Here is a 14,115-nt window from a genome sequence, read left to right as displayed (position 1 = left end):
AGATGACTACTGTGTCTGGGCCGCTTAAAGCGGTCACGAATCAACAATCAAGCGTGGCGCAGGTGCTTGTGCGGGCCCCTGGCCATCGCCCTCACGGCGGCGGTGTAGTCACCCCGGAGTCCGCACCGGTGACCGTGTCAGGCGGACAGGTGCGATTTGAATGCATTCCGGGTCCGGCCGTGCTGGTTCTGACCTGGGTGGGCGCAGTGTCGGATGTGGTGCGCCTGGTCGTGCCGGCGACATCGACCGCGACGCTGGAGGAGTGTGTCCTCGCTGCCCAGGTCGCTGGTGAGGCTGACCGTTCTGTGCTGGAGTGTCTGGCTGGTGAGGTCGTCGCTGACCGACGTGCTGCGCGTGAGGCTGCTCAGAAAGCAGAACAGTCTGCTGCCAGCGCATCATCGGCTGGCGAAATTGCGGTGAAAGCCCAGAAAGCGGCATTGGAATCGGAGAACAATACCAACATGTACCTCTCTCAGGCAGAATCCTTTGCTTCTGCAGCAGGTATTTCTGCAGAAAATTCGGCTAAGAGTGCTGCACAGTCGCAAGCTTCCGCAGATGTCGCACGCACAGCTCAATCAGCTGCAGAATCTTCTGCCTCACAAGCCACGTCGATGGCTGATACAGCCAGCACTCAGGCTGGCTTGGCTGTAGATGCTCAATCCCAAGTAGAAAAGGCTAGAAAAGAAGCAAGTAAGTCGGCGCAAGAAGCCAAAACTTCAGCATCACAGTCGATGACAGCCGCAGAGGCTGCGGGACGGAGCGAGCAAAAAGCTGCTGATTCGGCTAAAACGGCTGGTACGGAAGCTCAAAAGGTTACCTCGGCATCGCAGAAGGCCGAAGCCTCCTTAGAAGAAGCCCAAGCTGTTTTAGTCAAAACTGGTATTGCTGCCGCAGTTTTTGAAGAAAAGGGTAACGAGCTAGTTACTGCGTGGAACACGGCTGAGAAAAATACGGCCGAATATGCTTCACGGGCTGAGGACGCTGAACGAAAAGCTGTCGCTGCTGCAGACAGAAGCATGCGGCAGACTGAGGAATTCGGTGACTTTTTCCGCGAAGCGACAGATAGTATCTCCTGGGCTGGAGACAAATTGACGGTAATGGGGAAGCAATCTCCTTCGTTGCGTGGTCCGAAGGGAGAACCGGGGCCTGAAGGGAAACCCGGAACTGTGGGATTTGAGCAGCTGACCCCGGAGCAGCTTGAGCGTTTGCGTACAGATATTGGGGCGCCGACCTGGGATACTCTTGGCGGTAAACCTCCGATTACTGTGGGGGAGCCCTTGGGCGAGGGCGCAATTGCAATAGGCCCACGATCGGATGTCCAGGGCTTAGCTAGTGACAGCGGGGACGGTGTAGCTATCGGTAATGAAGCTGCAGCCCAAGGGGCTGGTGTTGCGATTGGTGATGGTGCTCGAGCAGCTGGCCGCAAAAGCGATTATGAGCCGCATGGAGTGGCAATAGGTCGAGGAGCTACTGCAGAAGTTGGTGGGATTGCGATTGGTGATGGCGTTCACGCAGCCGGGGGGGAAATCAGGCTAGGTATTACAACAGATACACCAGGCATGGGTTTATACCTGGGAGAACTTAATTTGATTGAAGTGCTAAATAACTTTACCCGCGAAATCATGAGCAGGTTGAACATACTAGAGGAAAAAATCATGTACTTATAAACCCTATAAAGCTATCGGAATTACGCCCCCCACTGTGGGGCTTTTCTTATAACTCCAGAAAGGAGGGAACTATGGTCACAATGCCCGTGCAAAAGGCCTTTATTGTCACCAGTCCGCTAGGACAGCGCTGGGGCACCACCCATTGGGGCACCGACTACGGACGTGCCGGCGGCTGTGGTGGATACCCCATCTACGCCGTCAAAGACGGAACCGTCGTCCAGGCAGGACCGGCACAAGGCTTCGGACGATGGATCAGACTCGACCACCCCGCCAGTGTAGGTGGTGGCGAATCTGTCTACGGCCACATCATCCCCGAAGTGGCCGCAGGCCAGAACGTCCGCGAGGGACAACGGATTGGCCGTATCGACCCCAACTCCGCCACCAACGGAGGTGTAGCCCCGCATCTGCACTTCGAGTTCTACCGCTACTCTTGGGTCCCAGCCGTGCGCCGGGTTTTAGGGGAATCGATTTTAGATCCGCAGAAGGTGCTTGCCGGGGCCCGGTGGCCGGGCGAGGCCGCTGAGGACAAGAGCCCGTCGGCCACCGTGTTTGGTGTTGACGTCTCCGAGCACCAGGACGGCATGAGCCTAGCTCAAGCAAAACGTGAGGGGTGGGAGTTCGCGATTCTTCGGCTCTGTGATGGCACGTATCGTGACCGGACCTTCCAATCACATCTAGCTGACGCTGAAGCAGCTGGCATACTGGTGGCCACATATTGGTATCTCAGGGCTCCATCTGAGGGCACCACCATCAACCAGCAGGTCGATGTCATTGACCAGCAGATGGGCGGGCGCCGGGACCTGGGCGTCTGGATTGACGTCGAGTCTGTGGATTCGGCCAACCGCAAGCTGCTCACGGGCACAGACGTGTGGGAAGCAAAACGCGAACTCGAGCGTCGCGGCTACTACGTCCCGGGAATCTATTCAGGTGCCTGGTACTGGGAGCACATGCCAGGTGGTGAACCATCGATGGACGGCCTTGGCCACCTATGGGTCTCCCACTATGGCAAGCGCAACGCCTACGGCCCAGGCCGCGACCTGTATCAATCCGAGGGCGGTAACGCCCACCCCGGATGGTCGTACCCGCTCGGTGACCGCAGGCCAGACATCCTCCAGTACGGCTCAAACGGTGCTGTCGCTGGCAGATACGTCGACGTCAACGCTTTCCGCGGGACTCGCGATGAGCTCGCCGCAATCTTTACGGGGAAAAATCTTCAACGAAAGGGGCCACTCATGGCACTCACTGACGATGAGCAGCGGGAACTGCTCGAGAAAACCAGGCGTATTCACCACGAATTAGCCCACGATTTCCAGTCGCGCTACATCAACCCAGATGGCCAGCGCTCGGAATTCCGCGACACCATCGCAGGCTACGTCCTGGAACTGGACCGAAAAATCGAGGACATGCACGCAAACATGCTCGTGGCGATCTGGAAGAAACTCACCGAATGGAGGAAGAAGCAATGAAGAACGGTCGTGCGCCTAAACCCCGTGCCGTCATCGGCACACCCTGGTGGATTCGCCTCGCAATCTACGTTGCAGTAGCCGTGGTGGGGCTTGTCCTAACAGTATTCGGCATCGTCCAGCCCGAACAGGTCGATTCCTGGCTTGGACAAACCGGCGGCCTAGCAGCCCTCATCGGCGGCTTGATTGCGGCAGTAAACACCGGCAAGGAATCTGACGAAGCCCCAGTGGGCGTCCCGCTCAGTGAATTCCCCGCCCCAGAGCACCATGCCGAATCCCAATTCAGCTCCTACCACTAGGAGGTGCCCATGCCAATTGAATTGCTGCCCGAAAAGCTGAAAGGCCCAGTCAGACGACTACGCAAGCTCATGCTCACAGACTCCGGAGTGCTCGTCATCCTCGGGGTCTTTTTTCTTGCCCGCGGCATCGGTTACCTAGCCGGCAGCGGCGCGCCGGGTATTCCCGCGCAGCTGCTCCCTTTCCCGGGCTGGGCGTGGGCGATCGTGTGGTGCGTGACTGGCCTTGTCGCTGTGTGTTGCGCCAAGTGGTGGTCCAGCCCCATTGCGGGTGCGGCACTGTACGTCATGGCCGCCACGCTGGGGCTGTGGGGCGCGGCATTCATCCTCGTTTCCCCGGCTGCGTTCCTTGACCGTGGGAGCGGGTTTCTGACGATTGTGGTGCTCGCAGCCTGGGCCGTATGGCGCGGCCGTCGTACCGAGATCACTGTCCGCGTCACTGACAAGGGGGTTGCCGATGCACTTCGACCCAACGAACGCCGATAACCCGTGGTCTGCGCTTGCTGTTGGAATGTTCGTCGTGGGAACTGTTCTTCTGGTCTGGGTGATGCGCAAGAAGTCCCCGCCAGATCCCGCGTCCGATGAAGCCACGGTCTCTGACGCTACTCAACGGCTCCTGGACGTCATCGAAGAGATGACCGTCCAAGCCCGTGAGGCCCGCGCAGAACTCGCTGAAGCACGTGAGGAACTTGAGCGAGTCCGCGAGAAATACGGTTGGGCGCTTTCTGGAATCCGTGGCGTGATGCAGTCCAACCCTGCGCTGAAAATCGAGTTACATCCGTCTGTGAAAGCAGACCTTTAAACCGTGCCCCGACGGTCCGCAACTGGACCGTCGGGGCACTCTTTTCGTTTCCCGGCCTGGGCATCAAAAATCCTCACCGAACGCCCACCGAGCAAACCTCATATAGGTGCAGGTCAGGACCATAAAGTGTTTCCCTCGTAATGAGAAGGTCGCGAGTTCGATTCTCGCAGGCGGCTCCACCAAAACCCCAGTCCGGTTTCGCACCGGCCTGGGGTTTATGCGTCGTGGGGGCATGCGATGGTTGCTTGGTGTAGTCTATTTTTGTTTTGTCTGACACCGGCTAGGCCACCGAGGAGGTCCCGTGAAGAAGCGCGCTGTTGTGCTTTCCACCGCGGTGGTTGTGGTGATCATCGCTGTACTCGGGGTCTTCCTCATACCCATCCTGTTCCGCGGGGAGACAGTGGACGCCGCCGACGTGTCCACGGCGCACAGTGAGAACGGGGGACTCACTCTCAACTTGACGGGGCAGGTGGATTCGCGCACCAAGGCGGCCGTGTACCCGGAGGTGGAGGCCCCGGTCACGCGCATCACGGTGGTCGCCGGCGACCGGGTGCAAGAAGGCCAGGTCGTTGCCGTTCTGGACACGTCGAAGCAGGAGCTGGAGGCACAATCGAAAGCCGCGGAGGCGCAGACCCGCCGCGTGGAAGGCGATGTGGAGCAGCGTCGCGCCCAGGAAAACCTTGCCCGCATCACGAAGGAGGTGCAGGAGGGTAATCACCCGGATCAGGTCAGTGCGGGGCGTGCTGTCCGCGACGCGGAGGCTGCGATTGCTGCGGCGAATACGGAAGCTAAGGCGGCTGAAGTCGCCGGGGATCCGGTGGCGGAAGCGGCGGCGAAGCAGCGGGCTGGCCAGGCGCAGCGCGCCCTCGACGACGCGCAGCGTAACGCGCAGCTCGTCGCCGAGCGTTTGCGCCAGGAGGTGGCGAACGCGCAGAAGAACGCGAACGATACTGCCGCGGTGGTGTCTGCTCGCCAGGCGCAGGCGTCTACGGAGTTGCAGAAGACGCAGATTACAGGCGATCCCAGTGAGGTGCGCGCCCCGTTTGGCGGGGTCGTGGGCGAGGTTCTGGCCACTGCGGGGCAGCCGGCTGTGGGAGCACTGCTGACGATCATCGACGATTCCGCCATCGTCGTGCACACGAGCGTCCGCGACGTCGATGTGGCAGCCGTGCGCCCCGGCATGAAGGAACGCTTCACGACGTCCGCGACCGGGAACCGCGAATTTACCGGTGTTGTCGAGCAGGTGTCGCCGGTCAGCGGGACGGTGGCGTCGAGAAGCGAAGACGCGACCGGGCGCCCCTACTTTCCCGTGCAGATTCGGCCTGACGGGGACGTGGAGCCGCTGCTCGTCGGCGCGGTTGCCACGATTGAACTCGTCGTGGAGGAACCTGGCGCCGACGCCGACCCCGACCTCGTGCTAGTGCCCGCCGGCGCCGTCGCGGACGGTTCCGTGCTGGTCCTGGGGCCCGGCCAGGTGGTGGAACGCCGCCAGGTGACGCCGCTGACCACGCAGGGCGCACGCATCGAGGTGCGTGGCGACATCCGGGCGGGCGAACAGGTCCTGGAGAACCCGCAGCGGTACGCGGGGCTCGTCGGCAAGCCTGTGACCATCCATGGGAATTAAAGAAGCCGTCGCCCTGGCCTGGGCGAGCCTGCGCATCAACCGGCTCCGATCCGTGCTCACACTGCTGGGCGTGATCATCGGAATCATGGCCGTCATCTCCATCTCCATGCTTGGCGACGCCCTCCGGCTGCGCACCCTCCACGACGTAGAAACTCTCGGCATGGCCGACTTCCAACTCACCATCGAAGCGCGCGCCGCAACCACCTCCAACGCCGACGACTACAACCTCGGCGGCGACATCATCGCCGGAGACCTGCTCACCGAAAACGACCTCGACATTCTCCGCGACGACCTAGGCGACCAGATTCGCGGCGTCTCCGCCTACGGGCCCATCCTCGACGTCACCACACTTTCCATCGGTGCGGAGGCCATCGAAGCGACCGTGCTCGGCGTCAACGAAGACTTCGCCGAAGTCAACAACGTGGTATTTCTTGCCGGGCGTGGTGTCCTCAGCAGCGACATTGGCGCCGGTGAGCGCGTCATCACCGTGCCTGAGGAAGCCCTGCCCGACGGCCTGACGCCCCAGACCGCACTGGGGCAGAGCGTCACCGTCGACGTATCCGGCACCAGCGTCGCCTTCACCATCGTCGGCGTGACGCGTGCGCCCCAAATCGCCGGCGGCCTCGTCAACCCCGACGCCGCGCCGCGCGCCCACGTCCCCTACACCACGCTAGCCGGGCTACTCGGCGCGCCGCCCGCCTTCCGCTCGGTGGGGGTCTCCCTGGCCCGCGGTGCCGACGCCGACGTCGCCCACACCCAGCTCGTGCGGCTCGCCGACGCGCTTTACGCCGACAATCCCTACGCGTACGCACGCGTCTACGACTACACCGCCAACTTCGAGCGCATCAGTGGCATCGTCACCCTCATCACGTGGGTCATGTCCGCGATTGCCGCGATTGCGTTGCTCGTTGCGGGCATCGGAGTGATGAACATCATGTTAGTTTCCATCACCGAACGAACCCGCGAGATTGGGGTGCGCAAAGCACTCGGGGCCACGCAGCGCGCAATCGCCGCCCAATTCGTCATCGAAGCCATGGTGATTTGCGCATTCGGCGGGGTCATCGGCGTTGTCGCCGGCCTGGGGTGCGGGTTTACGGCCGCCGCGGCCATGGGCGTGAGCATCGGCGTGCCACTCGTCGAAGCGGCGGCAGCCGTTGCGTTCGCGGCTGTGATTGGCCTGTTATTTGGTGCATACCCCGCTGTGAAAGCTGGACAATTAGACCCAATCGTCGCGTTGCGCTATGAATAACGACCTCGGGGCGTTTATGCTCAACCCGTGGCTACTGAAAAACATTCCCGCTGGAAGAAAATCAGCATCATCGTCGCAATCATCGTGGTACTCGTCCTCGCGTTGACGTGGGCGTGCACGCGCGGTGCAAAGTCGGCGAATATTGTGCCGACGGCTGACGTCGTCACGCTCGAACAGGGCGAGCTTGAAACCACCGTACCCATTTCCGGGACGGTCGCCTCAGCGCGCACGGCCGGTCTCTACACGAACCTGAGCGTCCCAGTCGCGGAGGTCCCAGTCAAAGTCGGCGACCGGGTCACCGCCGACCAAATCGTCGCCCGTCTTGACGCCGCCCAGCTGCAGCGCGAACTGGACAAGCAATCCGCCGACTTCACCAACCAGTACCAGCAGGGACAACAGGCCGTCACCCAGGCGCAGAACAAGCTCAGCCAGCTTAACGACGCCCTGACCTCCGGCCTGAACACCGAAATCAACGCCGCCCACGCGACGGCCCGCCAAGCGAACAACGCCTTCGAAGACGCCCAGCGCGCTGCACAGAACGCCGCGCCCCAGGACGCCAAAGTGCGCGACAGCCTCGCCGCCCTCAACACAGCACGCGACACCCTCGACTCTGCGCGCCGGGCCAGCCTGCGCGCCTCCGGCGCAGTCGTGGACGCCGCCGAAGGTGGGGTTGCCGAATCCACCGCACTCGGTGACGCAATCGCCGCCGAAGACGCCGCAAACCGGGCATTAGAGAAGGCAAAGGCCGACCACCAAGACGTGCTGCGCGCCACCTCCGAAGAGGCGGCAAAAGCTGCTCGCGCCGCCGATGAAGCGTGGGCCGCGAAGAATGACGCCGACATCGCCGTCGCAGCCGCAGAACTCAACGCGCACAACCAAATCTCCGACGCCCAGGACGCCCTCAACGCCGCCCAACAGACCGCCGACGCTGGCTCCCGGGCCGCCGCCGTAGGCGTTGAACAGCTGCGCGTCGATTTAGACAATGCCACGGTCCGCGCCCCATTCGCCGGCGTGGTATCCAGTGTGAGCGCGCAGCCCGGCCAACCTGCCTCTGGCGCGCTGCTGACGGTTGTGGATGATTCCCGGCTGACCCTCACCGCCGCGCTCAAGGAAGCTGACCTGTCAAAGGTAAAAACCGGTGATAAGGTCCGCTTCACGACGCCAGCAACCGGCCGCACCGAATTCACCGGCGTGGTCCGCACCATCAGCCCCGTCGCATCCGCCCCCGAGGCACCCGCGTCGACGTCCGGTAACCAGAGCGGTGGCCAGGGCACGCAGCAGGTGACGTTCCCCGTCGAAATTGAAGTCACGGGCAAGACCGAGGGGCTGCGCGTGGGTGCGTCGGCGAAGATTCGGGTCATTACCGGTCAGGAGAAGAACACGCTCACCGTCCCCCGCGACGCTGTCCTCGATGAGCCGGATGGCAGCCACGCCGTACTGGTCATTAGCGGCGACGAGAACGCGGAGGTAGGAGCCGTCGAGAAGCGCCCTGTCGAGGTAGGTATCGCCAACGACGTCAACATCGCAGTCTCTGGTGACATCAAGCCCGGCGAACGCGTACTGGCACGCGCCGCCGAGTACGCGCACCTTGCGGGCCACGACGCCATCATCACCACGATGGAGGGCCAATAATGACGCCGGTCGTCGACATCCGTGACATCACGAAGACGTTCAACATCGGCACCCCCAACGAACTCACCGTGCTGCACGGCGTAGACCTGCGCATCGAACGCGGTGAACTGCTGGCCATCGTCGGCGCGTCCGGGTCGGGCAAATCCACGCTCATGAACATCATCGGGCTCCTCGACCGGCCCACCACCGGCAGCTATCTGCTCTCCGGCGAAGATGTTTCCGGGCTTGACGACGACGCCCTAGCCGGCCTCCGGTCACGCAAAATCGGGTTCGTCTTCCAAAACTTCAACCTCATCGGGCGTATCAGCGCAAAAGCCAACGTCGAACTGCCCATGATGTACGCCGGGATGCCGTCCCGCGAGCGCAGCGAACGCGCCGCCGAACTCCTAGCGCAAGTCGGTATGGGCGAACGCATGGAACACTCGCCCGCCGAACTCTCCGGCGGCCAACGCCAGCGCGTCGCTATCGCCCGCGCCCTGGCCAACGACCCCGACCTCATCCTCGCCGACGAACCCACCGGCGCCCTCGACACAGCCACCGGGGACATGGTCATGGAACTCTTCCACGAACTCCACCAGGAACGCGGCACCACAATCGCGGTGATTACCCACAACCCAGAACTCGCCGACGAGTGCGAACGCACCCTGGTCATGCGCGACGGGGTGCTTGGCTCATGAACCTGAAAGATGCGATAGGCCTCGCCTTCAGCAGCTTGCGCGTGAACAAACTGCGCGCTGCGTTGACACTGCTCGGCGTAGTTATTGGCATCACCGCGGTGGTGGGTATCTCCACCATCGGGTCGGCGCTGCGCGTAAAAACGATCAACGACATCGAAAACCTAGGTTCCGCCGACTACAACGTCCAGGTCCACGAAAAGCAAGAAGAAGGCGACGAATACAACCTTTCAACCAGCAACCTCACCAGCAGTGACCTGCTCAGCGAAGAAGACGTAGACAACTTACGCGCCCGACTAGGCAGCCGGGTCAACGGTATCGCGCTGCAGGGATCCCAACTTTCCGGCCCCATGACCAGCGACGCCAGTGAGGACGATGCGTCAGGTGAGGTCCTTGGCGTCAACGCTGACTTCCAGGACGTCAACAACATCAACGTGACCACTGGACGCAAGCTCACCGACGACGACGTAGCCGCCGCCAGGGCGGTCGCGGTGGCCACCGAAGGGGTCGTCGATAAGCTGTTTCGTGGCAACGCGCGCGCCGCCATCGGCTCAGAGGTGACTGTCGAATCCGGCAACAATATCGCCAGCTTCACCATCGTCGGAGTTTCGAAGGCCCCGCAAACCTCCGGGATCGTATCCGGCGGGTATGAACCACCGACCCTTTACGTGCCGTACACCACCGCAAACGCAGCAGTCGGCGCGGACACCGCCTTTTACCAGGTGGGGATCTCCGTGAAAAAAGGCGTGAAACCTGGGCAGGTCAAGGAGATGGTGGATGCCTTCTTCTCCGCGAAATACAGTGCTAACGAAAAGGCGACCTACAAGATTTGGGATAACACCGAAGCGCTCAACAGCGTGAACCAGGTGCTCGGTGCCATGACCCTGGCGATTTCGGCAATTGCGGGTATCGCGCTCCTCGTAGGTGGTATCGGGGTTATGAACATCATGCTGGTCTCCGTGACGGAGCGCACCCGAGAAATCGGTATCCGGAAAGCGCTCGGCGCGTCGCGCGGCGCAATCCGGCTGCAGTTCGTCATTGAATCGATGATTATCTGCCTCGTCGGTGGCGTGATCGGGATTCTCGGTGGCACGGCGCTAGGCGTGGGCCTGGGGCTCGCGGTCGCGCAGACGGTTGTGGCGCCGCCCGTCTCGATGATCGTTGTGAGCCTGCTATTCTCGCTGGCTATTGGGCTCTTCTTTGGGTCTTACCCGGCGAATAAGGCCGCCAAGCTAGATCCGATCGAGGCCCTGCGCTACGAGTAAGTCCCGGACCTTCTGCTCGATGAAATCGGCGGCGCGACTGATCTCCACTTCGTCGCGCGGGTGGCGGATGTCCCACGTTTCGTACCGGTGGCCGGGCAGACTAGGGGTTTCGGACACGCCAAGGAGTACCACGACGTCGGCGGTGTGCACGGTGCGCGCGACGTCATCCTTGGTGTACAGGGCGCTGGCGTCGATGCCGCGGCGTTCAAGTTCGGCGACGACCTGCGGGTCGACGTCGTTGTTGCTTTCGGTGCCTATAGTTCGCACGTAGACGCGGTCGCCGGCCAGGTGCTTGGTGATGGCGTAGGCAAGTTGCGCGCGTGCGGCGTTGTTTTTGGAGGCGTACAGGATCTCTGGGCGTGCTTCGCCGAGCGCGCTGAGCCGTTCGCGGGCGGCGCGCTCTACGGTGATGGGCAGGTACGTGTCGACGGTGGCGTCACGCTCTGCGGCCGCGATCTCTTCGGCCAGCACCTGGTCGATGGTGGCGGGGTCGATGGACCCGTCGTAGTCGCGGTGGAGGTCTTCTTTCACGATTCGGTAACGCATGTATCCAGCGTACCGAAGCTACTCCTTTTCTTTCGGGTCGGCGAAGGCGCGGTAGATTGTGCCGTTTTTGTCGAATTTTAGGTAGCCGCGGGGCCGGCCTTCGCGTTTGTCGTCGTTGACGCCGTTGTGGTGCTTGCAGACTGGGACTTCGTTGTCCAGGTTGGTGTCGCCGCCTTCGGCGTAGGGGTGGACGTGGTGGATTTCGCATTCGGAGAATGGGACGCGGCAGTCGTCCCACACGCACGTCGGGTATTTGGCGGCGAGGAAGAGTCGTTGCAGGAAGGTTGCGAAGCGGGTGGATCGGAACGCGTCGATTGGCCCGCCGATGGGGTCGAAGAGGACGGAGTACATTTCGTCGTCTAGCGTGCGTTCGAGCAGCTCTTTGCTGGATATGACCGCGCCGTTAGTCATGCGGACGGAGATTTCTTCCCCGTCAAAAATCCGCTCGACCTCCTGCGCCGTCGCAACGATGAGCAGTCGCCCCTTCTGCTTGGGTAGGAGGCCGCCGTCAAACAGCTTCTCGACGTCCTCAACGCTGGTCAACTGGGCTCGTAAGTCTTCGATGAGGGCGTTTTTCGCAGTGATGGTTACGGAGCTCATGTCATTGGAATGACGCCTGTATGCCACTTTTTCTGCGCGTATTTTCGGCTGGATTTTCTTTATCCGGGCGTTGGCGAAGTCGCGCATTCCGTCAGCGTCGAGGTCTTGGGCGCAGAGTTCCTCGCAAAACTTCCATTGCTCGGTCAGGCCTTTGATTTCCTTGGTCTTTTCGGCGATGACGAGCAACGTGTGGACGTCGAGAAGCTCCGCACTCTTGCGGCACCTTTGCTGGTAGCGGGTGTGAGAAGTGGGACCCCAGAATAGTTTGTTGGCGCGTTCCATTTTCAGCGCGAGCGCTTTGGGGATCCCCAATTGCGCCAAAGCTTTGCGGTCAGTGGTCTCTTTGATGAAATTTAGGCCGTCGGCCAGGGCTTCGATTAACCCCCCGAGTTTCGTCATACAACTGACACTAAACACATTTTCCGCATCGCGTCGGAGGGAGCCCAAAAACCTGTGGATAATGGTACGAACCCCCCAGTTATCCACAGACCGAGCGGTCTAATAGTAGGGTAGTTGCCATGAAAACTTTAGTTACTGGCGGTGCGGGCTTTATAGGATCCCACCTCGTAGACCTCCTTCTCGCAGAAGGCCATGACGTTGTAGTCATCGACGACCTCTCCGGCGGGCGCCTCGAAAACCTAGACGACGCCTTCGCCACCCACGGCCACGAAAAGCTCACCTTCATCGAAGGCGACCTCCTCGACCTCGACCTCGACGCCACCCTGGCCGCACACCAGCCCGAAGTCATCTTCCACCTCGCAGCGCAAATCGACGTCCGCAAATCCGTCGCAGACCCCATCCACGACGCTGAACTGAACATCCTGGCAACCATCCGCCTCGCCGAAGCCGCCCGCACCAACGGGGTCCGCAAGATCGTGCACACCTCCTCCGGCGGCTCCATCTACGGCGAGCCCACCGAATTCCCCGTCGCCGAAACCACCCCCGTCGACCCGCACTCCCAGTACGCGACCTCTAAGGTGTGCGGCGAAATCTACCTCAACACCTACCGCCACCTCTACGGCCTGGAATGCACGTTCATTGCGCCAGCCAACGTGTACGGCCCACGCCAAAACCCGCACGGCGAAGCCGGTGTCGTGGCCATCTTTGCCGGCGCACTCCTCGAAGGAAAGCCCACCAAAGTATTTGGCGGCGGTAACAACACCCGCGACTACGTCTACGTCGGCGACGTTGCGCGCGCCTTCTATCTGGCCGCAGGCGCAGACGGCAACGGTGAACGCTTCAACGTGGGCACCGCTGTCGAAACGTCCGACCGCGAACTTCACAGCCTCGTCGCCGCGGCCGTCGGGGCACCCGACAACCCCGAAGACGCACCCGCCCGCCTCGGCGACCTGCCACGATCCGCGCTCTCCTACGCGAAGGCTGAAAAGATGCTGGGCTGGACGCCCCAGGTCGCTATCGCAGATGGTGTGAAGAAGACCGTGGAGTTCTTCCGCGATCGCCTCTAGGTGGTGCGCGCAGCCCCGCCTGGCGGATTATTCGCCGGGCGCGGCTTTTTCTAGCTCGCCGTCGATGATTTCCTTGAACTTCTCGTAAGGAAGCGCGCCGGGCACAACCTGCTCGTTGATGATGAAGGTCGGGGTGGCGTTCATTCCGAGGGCGGCGGCGTAGCCGTTTGCGAGCATCACGTCAGCGCCGAAGCGCCCGGATTCGATGTCGGCGCGGAAGGCGTCAATGTCGGAGACGCCGGCGTCGCGGGCGATGTCAATGAGCTGATCGAGGGTGAATTCGGGGTGTTTGCCCGGTGCGTCGGTGTTGGCCCGCTCGTAGAGGGCGGACTGGAATTCCCAAAACGCGCCTTGCGCGGCGGCGGCTCGGCCGGCTTCGGCGGCAAGTACTGAGGTGGGGCCGTTAATGGCGAAGTCGTTCCATTCGATGCGTAGCTTGCCGTCGCGGACGTATTCGTCGATGAGCTGGCCCTCGGTCTCGGTGGCGAATTTGACGCAGAACGGGCAGTCGAAGTCGGAGAACATGCCCATCACCACAGGCGCATCGACCTCACCGAGGGCGAACGGGTCGTGTTCGACGCGTCGGTGGACTTTGGCGATGTTGTCGGGCCAGGCGGAGGGGCCGACAATGTGTGCGCCTTGTTCGGCGCGGGCGGCGGTGGCAGCCTGGTTGTGGCCTAGCGCGTAGCCTCCGGCGCCGACGACGATTGCGCCAGCGACCGCGAGGGCGATGGGGCCTGCGAGGCTTTTCTTTTTGGGCTCGGCGTCTTCGGCGGGTGTGGTGTCGTCGTGAAGTTCTTCGGGGCTGATTTCTTGCTTAGGCATGTGTGC

The 14,115-nt window shown here is 61.9% G+C and carries 14 protein-coding genes; 11 read left to right on the top strand and 3 right to left on the bottom strand.

Annotated features, from left to right (window positions below):
* The first annotated feature begins 2 nt into the window (after positions 1-2).
* From ATK06_RS02215 to ATK06_RS02170, 10 genes are all read left to right on the top strand, one after another.
* Positions 3-1,667: a hypothetical protein gene (locus ATK06_RS02215; protein WP_048378910.1), complete on the top strand. Its 1,665-nt coding sequence runs from the start codon at positions 3-5 to the stop codon at positions 1,665-1,667.
* Positions 1,668-1,738: 71 nt separating this feature from the next.
* Positions 1,739-3,133 carry a GH25 family lysozyme gene (locus ATK06_RS02210; protein WP_098388765.1) on the top strand — a complete coding sequence of 465 codons (1,395 nt, stop codon included), beginning with the start codon at positions 1,739-1,741 and terminating at the stop codon, positions 3,131-3,133.
* On the top strand, positions 3,130-3,429 hold the full coding sequence (locus ATK06_RS02205) for a hypothetical protein (RefSeq protein WP_111704132.1): 300 nt from the start codon (positions 3,130-3,132) through the stop codon (positions 3,427-3,429). Before ATK06_RS02210 ends, ATK06_RS02205 begins: the two co-directional genes overlap by 4 nt.
* A 9-nt stretch (positions 3,430-3,438) precedes the next feature.
* Positions 3,439-3,912, top strand: coding sequence for a hypothetical protein (locus tag ATK06_RS02200; protein ID WP_048378914.1), 474 nt, complete (start codon positions 3,439-3,441; stop codon positions 3,910-3,912).
* The gene (locus tag ATK06_RS02195) at positions 3,884-4,228 is read left to right on the top strand and encodes a hypothetical protein (RefSeq protein WP_048378918.1); all 345 of its coding nucleotides are present in this window, start codon (positions 3,884-3,886) and stop codon (positions 4,226-4,228) included. Before ATK06_RS02200 ends, ATK06_RS02195 begins: the two co-directional genes overlap by 29 nt.
* A 301-nt stretch (positions 4,229-4,529) precedes the next feature.
* A complete protein-coding gene (locus ATK06_RS02190) occupies positions 4,530-5,852 on the top strand; it encodes an efflux RND transporter periplasmic adaptor subunit (RefSeq protein WP_098388764.1) in 1,323 nt (440 codons plus the stop codon).
* On the top strand, positions 5,842-7,101 hold the full coding sequence (locus tag ATK06_RS02185) for an ABC transporter permease (protein ID WP_048378922.1): 1,260 nt from the start codon (positions 5,842-5,844) through the stop codon (positions 7,099-7,101). The genes ATK06_RS02190 and ATK06_RS02185 overlap by 11 nt, the downstream gene beginning before the upstream one ends.
* Before the next feature lie 27 nt (positions 7,102-7,128).
* Positions 7,129-8,733 (top strand): permuted SH3 domain-containing protein, encoded by a 1,605-nt coding sequence (locus ATK06_RS02180; protein WP_098388763.1) that lies wholly within the window; start codon positions 7,129-7,131, stop codon positions 8,731-8,733.
* Complete coding sequence (locus tag ATK06_RS02175) at positions 8,733-9,410, top strand: ABC transporter ATP-binding protein (protein ID WP_048378926.1); 678 nt, start codon at positions 8,733-8,735, stop codon at positions 9,408-9,410. Before ATK06_RS02180 ends, ATK06_RS02175 begins: the two co-directional genes overlap by 1 nt.
* The gene (locus tag ATK06_RS02170; RefSeq protein WP_098388762.1) at positions 9,407-10,672 is read left to right on the top strand and encodes an ABC transporter permease; all 1,266 of its coding nucleotides are present in this window, start codon (positions 9,407-9,409) and stop codon (positions 10,670-10,672) included. The genes ATK06_RS02175 and ATK06_RS02170 overlap by 4 nt, the downstream gene beginning before the upstream one ends.
* Here ATK06_RS02170 and ATK06_RS02165 read toward each other — a convergent pair.
* Together ATK06_RS02165 and ATK06_RS02160 are read right to left on the bottom strand one after the other, a co-directional pair.
* Entirely contained in the window at positions 10,640-11,218 is a 579-nt protein-coding gene (locus tag ATK06_RS02165; protein ID WP_048378930.1) for a three-helix bundle dimerization domain-containing protein, read from the bottom strand. The two genes, ATK06_RS02170 and ATK06_RS02165, sit on opposite strands and share 33 nt — an antisense overlap.
* Before the next feature lie 18 nt (positions 11,219-11,236).
* A complete protein-coding gene (locus ATK06_RS02160) occupies positions 11,237-12,217 on the bottom strand; it encodes an HNH endonuclease signature motif containing protein (protein WP_048378932.1) in 981 nt (326 codons plus the stop codon).
* A 119-nt stretch (positions 12,218-12,336) separates the two neighbouring features.
* On the opposite strand from ATK06_RS02160, the gene ATK06_RS02155 reads away from it, so the two are divergent.
* Positions 12,337-13,284: an NAD-dependent epimerase/dehydratase family protein gene (locus ATK06_RS02155; RefSeq protein WP_048378934.1), complete on the top strand. Its 948-nt coding sequence runs from the start codon at positions 12,337-12,339 to the stop codon at positions 13,282-13,284.
* Positions 13,285-13,311: 27 nt separating this feature from the next.
* On the opposite strand, the gene ATK06_RS02150 is transcribed toward ATK06_RS02155, so the two are convergent.
* Positions 13,312-14,109 (bottom strand): DsbA family protein, encoded by a 798-nt coding sequence (locus ATK06_RS02150; protein ID WP_053072577.1) that lies wholly within the window; start codon positions 14,107-14,109, stop codon positions 13,312-13,314.
* Positions 14,110-14,115 lie beyond the last annotated feature (6 nt).

Origin of the sequence: Corynebacterium renale (genome assembly GCF_002563965.1) — a bacterium.
Taxonomy (GTDB): domain Bacteria; phylum Actinomycetota; class Actinomycetes; order Mycobacteriales; family Mycobacteriaceae; genus Corynebacterium; species Corynebacterium renale.
The sequence above is the reverse complement of the archived record's forward strand: the minus strand, read 5'-3'. Positions and strand labels throughout refer to the sequence as shown.